The 13,116-nt window shown below is 53.7% G+C and carries 7 protein-coding genes; all 7 read left to right on the forward strand.

Annotation, left to right across the window (positions count from 1 at the left end):
- Nucleotides 1-140 precede the first annotated feature (140 nt).
- The 7 genes from SK36_RS04055 (at nucleotide 141) to hisS (ending at nucleotide 13,103) form a co-directional block, all read left to right on the forward strand.
- Nucleotides 141-5,072 carry an alpha-2-macroglobulin family protein gene (locus tag SK36_RS04055; RefSeq protein ID WP_048220826.1) on the forward strand — a complete coding sequence of 1,644 codons (4,932 nt, stop codon included), beginning with the start codon at nucleotides 141-143 and terminating at the stop codon, nucleotides 5,070-5,072.
- Nucleotides 5,073-7,385 carry a peptidoglycan glycosyltransferase PbpC gene (gene pbpC, locus SK36_RS04060; protein WP_048220828.1) on the forward strand — a complete coding sequence of 771 codons (2,313 nt, stop codon included), beginning with the start codon at nucleotides 5,073-5,075 and terminating at the stop codon, nucleotides 7,383-7,385. It abuts the gene before it with no gap.
- 138 nt (nucleotides 7,386-7,523) lie between these two features.
- Entirely contained in the window at nucleotides 7,524-7,955 is a 432-nt protein-coding gene (gene ndk / locus SK36_RS04065; protein ID WP_045446143.1) for a nucleoside-diphosphate kinase, read from the forward strand.
- Between the two features lie 169 nt (nucleotides 7,956-8,124).
- The gene (locus SK36_RS04070) at nucleotides 8,125-9,291 is read left to right on the forward strand and encodes a dual-specificity RNA methyltransferase RlmN (protein WP_045446140.1); all 1,167 of its coding nucleotides are present in this window, start codon (nucleotides 8,125-8,127) and stop codon (nucleotides 9,289-9,291) included.
- 283 nt (nucleotides 9,292-9,574) lie between these two features.
- Nucleotides 9,575-10,573, forward strand: a complete 999-nt coding sequence (gene rodZ, locus SK36_RS04075) for a cytoskeleton protein RodZ (protein ID WP_045446137.1) — start codon at nucleotides 9,575-9,577, stop codon at nucleotides 10,571-10,573.
- 26 nt (nucleotides 10,574-10,599) lie between these two features.
- Nucleotides 10,600-11,718, forward strand: a complete 1,119-nt coding sequence (gene ispG, locus SK36_RS04080) for a flavodoxin-dependent (E)-4-hydroxy-3-methylbut-2-enyl-diphosphate synthase (protein ID WP_048220829.1) — start codon at nucleotides 10,600-10,602, stop codon at nucleotides 11,716-11,718.
- Between the two features lie 110 nt (nucleotides 11,719-11,828).
- Nucleotides 11,829-13,103: a histidine--tRNA ligase gene (gene hisS, locus SK36_RS04085; protein ID WP_045446131.1), complete on the forward strand. Its 1,275-nt coding sequence runs from the start codon at nucleotides 11,829-11,831 to the stop codon at nucleotides 13,101-13,103.
- Nucleotides 13,104-13,116: the final 13 nt, after the last annotated feature.

Consider the following 13,116-nt stretch of genomic DNA (forward strand, 5'->3'; position numbering starts at 1 on the left):
GAGGCTGATTTGTCAGGCGGATCCACATTAATCACGAAAATTTAGACTACGCGGACGAGTTACTGGCTTCCACAACCTGAAATCTCACGCATAATAGTTGTTCTACGTAGCTAACAGGCCACTACGGCCAGGGATGAAAAATGAAATATATACGCGTAGCGGCCTGTATGCTGATGTTGGCGCTGGTGGGGTGCGATAATAACGATAAGCCGCCGACGGACGGGAAAAATGATGCACCAGCCCCGCAAACCGCCCCGGCAAAAGATAAGGCCCAGTTACAGAAACTGACGCAGCAAAGTCAGGGTAAGGCGTTGACGCTGCTCGATGCCTCTGAAGTTCAGTTAGACGGTGCGGCGACGTTGGTGCTGACCTTCTCCATTCCGCTCGATCCAGAGCAGGACTTTTCCCGTGTCGTGCACGTTGTTGATAAGAAAAACGGCAAAGTTGATGGTGCCTGGGAACTGGCGCCAAATCTGAAAGAATTGCGTTTACGTCATCTGGAACCTAACCGCGAACTGGTGGTGACCATTGAGCGTAATTTGCTGGCGCTGAATAAGGCAACATTTGGCATCGATTATGAAAAAAACATCACCACGCGCGACGTCCAGCCGAGCGTAGGATTTGCCAGTCGTGGTTCTCTGTTGCCGGGTAAAGTTATCGAAGGGCTGCCGGTGATGGCGCTGAATGTCGATAGTGTGGACGTGAACTTCTTTCGCGTGAAGCCGGAGTCGCTCGGTGCGTTTATCAGCCAGTGGGAATACCGCAACTCCCTGTCCAACTGGGAGTCAGACAATCTTCTGAAGATGGCCGAACTGGTCTATACCGGGCGCTTTGACCTCAATCCTGCGCGCAATACCCGTGAGAAACTGTTGTTGCCGCTGGGCGATATCAAACCGTTGCAGCAGGCAGGCGTTTACGTTGCGGTGATGAATCAGGCCGGGCATTACAACTACAGCAATGCCGCCACGCTGTTCACCCTCAGCGACATTGGTGTTTCCGCACACCGTTACCACAACCAATTGGATGTCTTTACCCAGAGCCTGGAAAATGGAGCTTCCCAGCAGGGAATTGATGTCACCTTGCTGAATGAGAAAGGGCAGACGCTGGCGCAGGCGACCACTGATGCACAGGGACACGTTAAGCTTGAGACCGATAAAGAAGCGGCGTTACTGCTGGCGCGCAAAGACGGGCAAACCACGCTGTTGGATCTGAAGTTGCCCGCTCTGGATTTGGCTGAATTTGATATTGCGGGCGCGCCGGGATACAGCAAACAGTTCTTCATGTTCGGCCCGCGCGATCTTTATCGTCCTGGTGAAACGGTGATACTTAATGGATTGCTGCGCGACAGCGACGGCAAAACGTTGCCCGATCAACCGATTAAACTGGAAGTGATAAAACCCGATGGACAGGTGTTACGCACCGTAGTCAGCCAGCCAGAGAACGGTCTTTACCGTCTGAGCTGGCCGCTGGACAGTAGCGCGCCAACCGGAATGTGGCATATCCGGGCAAACACCGGGGATAACCATGCGCGGATGTGGGATTTCCACGTCGAAGATTTTATGCCAGAGCGGATGGCGCTCAATCTCACCGCCAGCAAGATGCCGATAGCGCCGACTGACGACGTGAAGTTCTCGGTTGTTGGTTACTATCTGTACGGTGCGCCAGCGAATGGCAATGCCTTGCAGGGACAGCTTTTCCTGCGGCCACTGCGTGAGGCGGTGCCGGCATTGCCAGGATTCCAGTTTGGTAATATTGCCGAAGAAAACCTCTCCCGCAGCCTGGATGAAGTTCAGCTCACGCTGGATGAAAACGGTCGTGGTGAAGTGGTAACGAATAGCCAGTGGCAAGAAGCGCACTCCCCTCTACAGGTTATTTTGCAGGCGAGTTTGCTGGAATCGGGCGGTCGTCCGGTGACGCGCCGGGTCGAACAGTCTGTCTGGCCTGCCGATATTCTGCCGGGCATCAGGCCACAATTTGCAGCGAAATCTGTATATGACTACCGTACGGATACCACCGTTAATCAGCCCATTGTTGATGAAGACAGCAATGCAGCTTTTGATGTTGTGTATGCTGATGCCCGGGGATCGAAAAAAGCCGTTTCAGGTTTACAGGTTCGTTTGATTCGTGAACGCCGGGATTACTACTGGAACTGGTCAGAAGGCGAGGGGTGGCAATCACAATTTGATCAAAAGGATCTGGTTGAAGGTGAACAGACGCTGGATCTTAAGGCCGATGAAACCGGTAAGGTTAGCTTCCCGGTTGAGTGGGGGGCTTACCGTCTGGAGGTCAAAGCGCCGAACGATACGGTGAGCAGCGTGCGCTTCTGGGCCGGATACAGCTGGCAGGATAACAGCGATGGTAGCGGTGCGGTGCGTCCCGATCGCGTAACGCTGAAACTGGATAAACCCAACTATCGTCCTGGCGATACCATTAAGTTACACATCGCTGCGCCAACCGCTGGCAAAGGCTACGCGATGGTGGAATCCAGCGAGGGGCCACTGTGGTGGCAAGAGATAGATGTACCTGCTGATGGACTGGATCTCTCTATCCCGGTCGATAAAACCTGGAATCGACACGACCTTTATCTCAGTGCACTGGTAATTCGTCCTGGTGACAAATCGCGTTCTGCAACACCAAAACGCGCAGTCGGATTGCTGCATCTGCCGTTGGGTGATGAAAACCGCCGTCTTGATTTGACGCTGGATAACCCTGCCAAAATGCGTCCAAATCAGCCTCTGACCGTTAAAGTGAAGGCCAGTGTTAAAAACGGTGCAGTGCCAAAACAAGTTAACGTACTGGTTTCTGCGGTGGACAGCGGAGTGTTGAATATTACGGACTACACCACGCCGGATCCATGGCAGGCGTTTTTCGGGCAGAAACGCTATGGGGCGGATATTTACGATATTTATGGTCAGGTGATCGAAGGGCAGGGCCGTCTGGCGGCGCTGCGTTTTGGTGGCGATGGCGATGAGTTAAAACGTGGCGGTAAACCGCCGGTCAATCACATCAATATCGTGGCACAACAGGCGTTGCCGGTAATACTCAACGATCAGGGTGAAGGCACGGTGACGTTGCCGATTGGTGATTTTAACGGTGAACTGCGGGTGATGGCCCAGGCCTGGACGGCGGATGATTTTGGCAGTAGCGAAAGTAAAGTGATTGTCGCCGCGCCGGTCATTGCCGAACTGAATATGCCGCGCTTTTTAGCCGGAGGCGATAGTTCGCGCCTGACGCTGGATGTGACTAACCTGACTGACAGGCCGCAGACGCTGAATATCAAGCTTACCGCCAGTGGATTACTGGAGCTGATTGGTCAGGCCCCTGCGCCGGTGAATCTTGCCCCGGGAGTGCGTACTACGTTGTTTATCCCGGTGCGGGCGCTGGAAGGGTTTGGCGATGGCGATATTCAGGCGGTTATCAGTGGTCTGGTGTTGCCAGGAGAAACGCTCCCGGCTCAGCATAAGCAGTGGAAGATTGGTGTTCGTCCGGCATTCCCGGCGCAGACCATCAATAATGGCGTGGCGCTGCAACCTGGTGAAACGTGGCAGATCCCGGGGGAGGAACTGATCAATTTTTCCCCTGTAACCATGCAGGGGCAACTACTGTTCAGCGGTAAGCCGCCGCTAAATCTGGCACGCTACATCCGTGAACTAAAAGCCTATCCGTACGGTTGCCTGGAGCAAACGGCAAGCGGATTATTCCCGTCTTTGTATACCAATGCCGCGCAACTGAAGGCGTTAGGGATTGCTGGCGATAGTGATGAGAAGCGTCGTGCAGCGGTTGAGATTGGTATTTCCCGGTTACTGCAAATGCAGCGTGACAACGGAGGTTTTGCTCTGTGGGACAAGAACGGTCCTGAAGAGTACTGGCTGAGCGCGTATGTGATGGATTTCCTCGTTCGCGCTAACGAACAAGGCTACAGCGTTCCGGCAGAAGTGATTAACCGGGGTAACGAACGACTGCTGCGCTATTTGCAGGATCCGGGCATGATGTCGATTCGCTACACCGACGATACACCGGCAAGCAAATTTGCCGTGCAGGCATACGCCGCGCTGGTACTGGCTCGTCAGCAAAAAGCACCGCTTGGCGCACTGCGTGAGATTTGGGAGCGTCGTGCTCAGGCCGCTTCCGGTTTACCGTTGCTGCAACTGGGGATTGCGCTGAAAAACATGGGTGATGCGAATCGCAGTGAACAGGCGTTGACGCTGGCGCTGAATACTCCGCGTCGCGATGCACAACAGTGGATGGCGGATTACGGCAGTCAGCTTCGTGATAATGCACTGATGCTGGCATTGCTGGAAGAGAACAAGCTTAAACCTGATGTGCAGAACACGTTGTTGAATACGTTGTCGGAACAGGCTTTTGGTCAACGTTGGCTCTCAACTCAGGAAAATAACGCGCTGTTCCTGGCCGCGCGTACCCTACAGGATCTGCCGGGAACCTGGCAGGCGCAGACCTCGCTCTCTGAACAACCGTTGGCAGGTGAAAAATCGAAAACCCATAATCTGGATGCCGACCAGTTATCCACCCTGACGGTAACCAATACGGGGAATCTGCCGCTGTGGCTGCGCCTGGATGTGAGTGGTTATCCGCAAACTTCACCGCTGCCGGCAAGCAATGTGCTGAGTATTGAGCGTCAGGTGCTGGGTACGGATGGACAAAGTAAATCACTCTCGACATTGCGTAGTGGGGAACTGGTGCTGGTATGGCTGACGGTGAAAGCTAACCAGAATGTACCGGATGCACTGGTGGTTGATTTACTGCCTGCCGGACTGGAGCTGGAAAACCAGAATCTGGCTAACGGCAGCGCGAGTCTGCAGGACAGCGCAAGCGAAGTGCAGAATCTGCTTAATCAGATGCAGCAGGCGGATATCCAGCACGTTGAATTCCGTGACGATCGCTTTGTCGCTGCAGTGGCTGTCAACGAAGGGCAACCGGTCACGTTGGTGTATCTGGCGCGAGCGGTAACGCCGGGAACGTATCAGGTTCCCGTCCCGCAGGTGGAATCGATGTATGTTCCGCAATGGCGAGCCACCGGTACGGCAGAGGGACCACTGATTGTCAGACCGTAAATGATGCGCTGGGTTGGTAAACGCGGCCGCTGGCTTTGGCTGGCAGCCGCACCGCTTTTGATGGCGGCAGTTGTCTGGGGTGCAGACAAAATCTGGCCACTGCCGCTCACTGAGGTCAACCCGGCACGCGTGGTGGTGGCGCATGACGGTACGCCGCTGTGGCGCTTTGCCGACGCTGAGGGTATCTGGCGTTATCCGGTAACCATTGATGAAGTATCGCCCCGTTACCTTGAGGCGTTGATCAACTATGAAGATCGCTGGTTCTGGAAACATCCCGGCGTCAATCCGTTATCAGTGCTCCGCGCTGCCTGGCAAGATCTCTCGTCGGGGCGAGTGATTTCTGGTGGCAGCACGCTCACCATGCAGGTGGCCAGGCTGCTCGATCCTCATCCGCGCACCTTTGGCGGCAAGTTTCGCCAACTCTGGCGCGCACTCCAGCTTGAGTGGCATCTCTCCAAAAATGACATTCTGACACTGTATCTGAACCGTGCGCCGTTTGGCGGCACGCTTCAGGGGGTCGGCGCGGCAAGCTGGGCGTATCTTGGCAAATCACCTGCGCAACTGAGTTACTCCGACGCTGCTTTACTGGCTGTTCTGCCACAGGCACCAAGTCGTCTGCGCCCCGATCGTTGGCCGGATCGTGCCGAAGCCGCGCGCAATAAAGTGCTCGAGCGCATGGCGACGCAGGGTATCTGGTCAGCTAAGCAGGTGCAGGAATCCCGTGAAGAACCGGTCTGGCTGGCACCAAGACAGATGCCGCAATTAGCACCATTATTCTCGCGCATGATGTTGGGCAAAAGTCAGCGTGACAAAATTGTGACCACGCTGGATGCAGGACTGCAACGCCAACTGGAAGAACTGGCGCAAAACTGGAAAGGACGGCTTCCGGCGCGCAGTTCGCTGGCAATGATTGTCGTTGATCATACCGATATGAGCGTCCGTGGCTGGGTGGGGTCAGTGGATATGAATGACGACGCCCGCTTTGGTCATGTGGATATGGTGAATGCGATTCGCTCGCCAGGCTCGGTGCTTAAACCCTTTGTCTATGGTCTGGCGTTGGATGAGGGACTGATTCATCCGGCTTCCCTGTTGCAGGACGTACCGCGACGTACAGGGGATTATCGTCCCGGTAATTTTGACAGCGGTTTTCATGGCCCAGTGAGCATGAGCGAGGCGTTGGTACGTTCGCTGAATTTACCTGCTGTCCAGGTGCTTGAAGCCTATGGCCCGAAGCGATTTGCCGCTAAATTGCGTAACGTCGGTTTACCGTTGTACTTACCAACCGGAGCGGTGCCGAATCTTTCGTTGATCCTGGGAGGTGCAGGTGCAAGGCTTGATGACATGGCGGCGGCGTACAGCGCATTTGCCCGGCATGGCAAAGCGGGGACATTGCGCTTGCAACCAGACGACCCACTGCTGGAACGTCCGCTGATGTCACCGGGGGCGGCATGGATCATTCGTCGGATTATGGCGGATGAAGCCCAGCCGTTACCGGATAATGCCCTGAGCAGAGTTGTGCCGCTGGCATGGAAAACCGGTACCAGCTACGGCTATCGCGATGCGTGGGCGATTGGTGTTAACGCACGATATGTGATGGGTATCTGGACTGGCAGACCGGATGGTACTCCGGTGGTCGGGCAATTCGGTTTTGCCAGTGCTGTGCCTTTGCTGAATCAGGTTAATAATCTGCTGCTGGCGCGCGGGGCGAATCAGCCTGAAGATCCACGTCCAGATTCTGTCAGCCGTGGTGTGGTGTGCTGGCCTGGGGGGCAATCGCTTCCAGCCGGTGATAGCAACTGTCGTCGTCGCTTAGCCACCTGGCTACTGGATGGCAGCCAACCGCCCACGCTGTTATTACCTGAGCAGGAAGGGGTCAGTGGTATCCGTTTTCCAGTCTGGTTAGATGAGGCGGGAAAACGAGTGGCTGCGGATTGCGAACAGGCGCATGAACAAACGTTAATCGTCTGGCCTTTACCACTGGAATCCTGGCTACCACCTTCTGAACGCCGTACTGCACGGCTACCGCCAGTTTCATCAATTTGTCCTCCGCTGGGACAGGACGCTTTGTTACCGCTCCAGTTGACAGGTGTGCGTGATGGCGCGATTGTGAAGCGCTTACCCGGTTCACCGGAGGTCTCAGTACCGGTGTATATCAGCGGTGGAGCAGGTGAGCGCTGGTGGTTTCTTAACGGCGATCGACTGGAGGAGCGAGGACGCTCTCTTACCTTGCGGTTGGCGGTTAAAGGGGAATATCAGTTGCTGGTCATGGATGATGCCGGGCAGGTTACGGCGGTGAGATTTTCTTTGCAATAGACTCGTTTGATAGCGGTTGTTGCTAAAATTCATCTTATTTTAAAGAAATGTTACCTTCGTCAATAGTCAACTGCCGGGATGCTCTTTATAATCCGCGCCAGGTAAACCACAACAAAACATCTTTTTTCAGAGGTAATCATGGCTATTGAACGTACTTTTTCCATCATCAAACCAAATGCGGTGGCAAAAAACGTTATTGGGAACATCTTTGCGCGCTTTGAAGCTGCAGGGTTCAAAATTGTCGGTACTAAAATGCTGCACCTGACCGTTGAGCAGGCTCGTGGTTTCTATGCCGAGCACGACGGTAAGCCGTTCTTTGACGGTCTGGTTGAATTCATGACCTCTGGTCCAATTGTTGTTTCCGTGCTGGAAAGCGAGAATGCCGTCCAGCGTCATCGTGATCTGCTGGGCGCTACCAATCCGGCGAATGCGCTGGCGGGTACCCTGCGTGCGGACTACGCTGACAGTTTCACCGAGAACGGCACTCACGGTTCCGACTCGGTAGAATCTGCCGCGCGCGAAATTGCCTATTTCTTCGGTGAAGGCGAAGTGTGCGCTCGTACTCGTTAATTTAACGGGTTCGTTTACATATTATTTTCGCTAATGCTTCGTGCAAACGTGGCATCCCTGCGCCAGACTTTGTACAATGCAACGCCCCGGAAGAGCAGACCGCTTGCCGGGGCGTTTCTTTTTAACCCTCCACGGGCCATAACGTGTAACAACGAGGCCGGAAAATATTATGTCTGAATTAGTTAACACCTCTGAAGTCGCCATTGCTGCGGTTCCAAATAAAAATGGAAAAATTAACCTGCTGGATCTGAATCGTCAGCAGATGCGCGAATTCTTCAAAGAGATGGGCGAAAAGCCGTTTCGTGCCGATCAGGTCATGAAATGGATGTACCACTATTGCAGCGACAACTTTGATGACATGACTGACATCAATAAAGTGCTGCGTAACAAGCTGAAAGAAGTGGCTGAAATTCGTGCGCCTGAAGTTGTTGAAGAACAACGTTCGTCTGATGGCACCATCAAATGGGCCATCGCGGTTGGCGATCAGCGCGTTGAAACGGTCTACATCCCGGAAGATGACCGCGCTACCCTGTGTGTTTCTTCACAAGTTGGTTGTGCGTTAGAGTGCAAATTCTGCTCTACGGCTCAGCAGGGCTTTAACCGCAACCTGCGAGTATCGGAAATCATTGGTCAGGTCTGGCGCGCGGCGAAGATCGTCGGGGCGGTGAAAGCGACGGGCGTGCGCCCGATTACCAACGTAGTGATGATGGGCATGGGTGAACCGCTGCTCAATCTGACTAACGTGGTACCGGCAATGGAAATCATGCTTGATGACTTCGGTTTTGGCCTGTCAAAACGCCGCGTGACGCTGTCTACTTCAGGCGTTGTACCTGCGCTGGATAAGCTGGGTGATATGATTGACGTTGCGCTGGCGATCTCTTTGCATGCGCCGAACGATGAAATTCGTGACGAGATTGTGCCGATCAACAAAAAATACAATATTGAAACGTTCCTGGGGGCTGTGCGTCGTTATCTGGAGAAATCCAATGCGAACCAGGGGCGCGTTACGATTGAGTATGTGATGTTGGATCACATCAACGATGGTACCGAACATGCCCATCAGCTTGCCGAATTGCTGAAAGATACGCCGTGTAAGATCAACCTGATCCCATGGAACCCGTTCCCTGGCGCGCCGTATGGCCGTAGCTCCAATAGCCGTATCGATCGTTTCTCCAAAGTGTTGATGAGCTATGGTTTCACGACCATTGTGCGTAAAACACGTGGTGACGACATTGATGCAGCCTGTGGTCAGCTGGCGGGTGATGTTATTGATCGCACCAAGCGTACTCTGCGTAAGCGTATGCAGGGTGAGTCTATCGATATCAAGACCGTTTGATGTTGAGCGCACTACGGTATAATTAATGTGCCGTAGTGCGATATAAGTACATGAGGTTCTTTGTTGTCGCTGCCTCGACAATAATAACGGTGCGTTTTTGTCGACTTTAAGGCAGTATGTAGCGGCGCAACAAGAGTTTAGCCCTCAGGTTTACGCTGTTTTGTCATTGATAGTCAGACCGTTTTATACTGTCAGACTAAGGTTAACTGACCAGATGTTTCGCGGTGTGGGTGAGCATTGTGACTCACCGGCATCAGAACCCCAATTTACGCAGCTGTAGCGAATGAATACTGAAGCCACGCACGACAAAAATGAAGCACTAACCACCGGCGTTCGTCTGCGCAATGCCCGTGAACAACTCGGATTCAGCCAGCAGGCAGTCGCGGAGCGACTTTGCCTGAAGGTTTCCACGGTACGTGATATTGAAGAAGATAAGGCGCCAGCCGATCTTGCTTCAACATTCCTGCGTGGATATATCCGTTCCTATGCGCGTCTGGTGCATATTCCTGAAGAAGAACTGTTGCCAGGGCTGGAAAAACAGGCTCCGATTCGCCCAGCCAAAGTTGCCCCGATGCAAAGCTTTTCGCTGGGTAAACGTCGTAAAAAACGTGACGGCTGGTTAATGACCTTTACCTGGCTGGTGCTGTTCGTCGTTGTAGGACTGACAGGTGCCTGGTGGTGGCAGAACCATAAAGCGCAGCAGGAAGAGATCACCACGATGGCCGATCAGTCTTCTGCTGAGTTGAATGCCGGTAAAGATAATGCACAAAGCGTGCCGCTGGATACCAGCGCAGCAGCAAGCCAGGATAATACCCCGGTTCAGGAAGAGAGTGCAGTAGCCGGTTCAGCGCAAACGCCTGATGCTGCTACGACACCAGCACCTGCTACAGATGCTTCGCAAAATGCTGTTGTGGCACCTTCTCAGGCGAATGTTGATACTGCGACCACAGCCCCTGCTGCGCCAGATACAGCTGCGCCGTTGCCTACTGATCAGGCGGGTGTCACAACACCTGCTGCTGATGCTAATGCCCTGGTAATGAACTTTACCGCCGACTGCTGGCTGGAAGTTACGGACGCGACCGGTAAAAAACTGTTTAGCGGCATGCAGCGTAAAGATGGCAATTTAAATCTTACTGGCCAGGCACCGTACAAACTGAAAATTGGTGCTCCGGCAGCAGTGCAGATTCAGTATCAGGGTAAACCTGTCGACCTGAGTCGTTTTATCAGAACTAACCAGGTTGCGCGTCTGACCGTTAATGCCGAACAATCACCGGCTCAGTAACAGACGGCAATGCGGGAGATTTTTTAATGCATAACCAGGCTCCAATTCAACGTAGAAAATCGACACGCATTTACGTTGGGAATGTGCCGATTGGCGATGGCGCACCCATCGCCGTACAGTCTATGACGAACACACGCACCACTGATGTGGCGGCGACGGTCAATCAAATCAAAGCGCTGGAACGCGTAGGCGCTGACATTGTTCGTGTCTCAGTACCGACAATGGATGCCGCCGAAGCGTTCAAGCTCATCAAACAGCAGGTATCTGTCCCGCTGGTTGCCGATATTCACTTCGACTATCGCATTGCGCTGAAGGTGGCGGAATACGGCGTCGATTGCTTGCGTATCAACCCTGGCAATATTGGTAACGAAGAGCGTATCCGCATGGTGGTGGATTGCGCTCGTGATAAAAATATTCCTATCCGTATTGGCGTAAATGCCGGATCGCTGGAAAAAGATCTACAGGAAAAATACGGCGAACCTACGCCGCAGGCGTTGCTGGAATCAGCTATGCGTCATGTGGATCATCTCGATCGTCTGAACTTCGACCAGTTCAAGGTCAGCGTTAAAGCTTCGGACGTTTTCCTCGCGGTAGAATCCTATCGTCTGCTGGCGAAACAGATCGATCAGCCGTTGCATCTTGGGATCACCGAAGCCGGTGGCGCGCGCAGTGGTTCGGTTAAATCTGCGATCGGACTTGGATTGTTGTTGTCCGAAGGGATCGGCGACACGCTGCGAGTCTCTCTGGCAGCCGATCCGGTCGAAGAGATCAAAGTGGGATTCGATATTCTGAAATCGCTGCGCATCCGCGCGCGCGGGATCAACTTTATCGCCTGTCCAACCTGTTCCCGTCAGGAATTTGACGTCATTGGTACGGTTAACGCGCTGGAGCAACGTCTGGAAGATATCATCACACCAATGGATGTTTCGATTATCGGTTGTGTGGTAAATGGACCTGGTGAAGCACTGGTTTCGACGCTGGGCGTAACTGGCGGCAACAAGAAAAGCGGCCTGTATGAAGACGGCGTGCGTAAGGATCGTATCGATAACGACGATATGATTACGCAGCTTGAAGCCCGCATTCGTGCCAAAGCCAGCATCCTGGATGAAACGCGTCGAATTGATGTGCAGCAGGTTGAAAAATAATAACGTGATGGGAAGCGGCGTGCTTCCCGTGTATGATTGAACCCGCATGGCGCCCGTAGTATTCGGGTTAGCGTTGAGGGTTCATTTTTATATTCATAAAGAGAATAAACGTGGCAAAAAACATTCAAGCCATTCGCGGCATGAACGATTATCTGCCTGGCGAAACCGCCATCTGGCAGCGCATTGAAGGCACACTCAAAAACGTGCTCGGTAGCTACGGTTACAGTGAAATCCGCTTGCCGATTGTAGAGCAGACCCCGTTATTCAAACGTGCGATCGGTGAAGTTACCGACGTGGTTGAAAAAGAGATGTATACCTTTGAGGACCGTAATGGCGACAGCCTGACTCTGCGTCCTGAAGGAACCGCGGGCTGCGTACGCGCCGGCATCGAACATGGTCTCCTGTACAATCAGGAACAGCGTCTGTGGTACATCGGGCCGATGTTCCGTCACGAACGTCCGCAAAAAGGACGCTATCGCCAATTCCATCAGTTGGGTGTCGAAGTGTTTGGCCTGCAAGGTCCGGACATCGATGCAGAGCTGATTATGCTGACAGCTCGCTGGTGGCGCGCGCTGGGTATATCCGAGCATGTTAGCCTGGAGCTGAACTCTATCGGTTCACTCGAAGCGCGTGCAAATTACCGCGATGCACTGGTGGCCTACCTGGAGCAGCATAAAGAAAAGCTGGACGAAGACTGTAAGCGTCGCATGTATACCAATCCGCTGCGCGTGCTGGACTCTAAAAACCCTGAAGTACAGGCCCTGCTTAATGATGCTCCTGCACTGGGTGACTACCTGGATGACGACTCTCGCGAGCATTTCGCGGGTCTGTGCAAGCTGCTTGAATCTGCTGGAATTGCCTACACCGTTAACCAGCGCCTGGTTCGTGGCCTCGACTACTACAACCGCACCGTGTTTGAATGGGTAACCAGCAGCCTGGGTTCGCAGGGTACCGTGTGTGCGGGTGGACGTTACGATGGCCTGGTAGAGCAACTTGGCGGTCGTGCGACTCCGGCAGTGGGTTTTGCCATGGGTCTGGAACGACTTGTTTTGTTAGTTCAGGCAGTTAATCCGGAATTTATTGCTTCCCCTGTTGTCGATATATACCTGGTCGCTTCGGGCGTGGATACACAGTCGGCGGCAATGACGCTGGCTGAACGTCTGCGTGATGAAGTTCCCGGTGTGAAACTGATGACCAACCACGGTGGCGGCAACTTTAAGAAACAGTTTGCCCGCGCCGATAAGTGGGGCGCCCGCGTTGCACTGGTACTGGGTGAGTCCGAGGTGGCTGACGGTACTGTTGTAGTGAAGGATTTGCGCTCTGGTGAGCAAACGGCAGTAGCGCAGGATAGCGTTGCCACGCATTTGCGCACTTTACTGGGCTAAGGAGAAGGACAGC

Source organism: Citrobacter sp. MGH106 (assembly GCF_001037495.1).
Taxonomy (GTDB): Bacteria; Pseudomonadota; Gammaproteobacteria; order Enterobacterales; family Enterobacteriaceae; genus Citrobacter; species Citrobacter murliniae.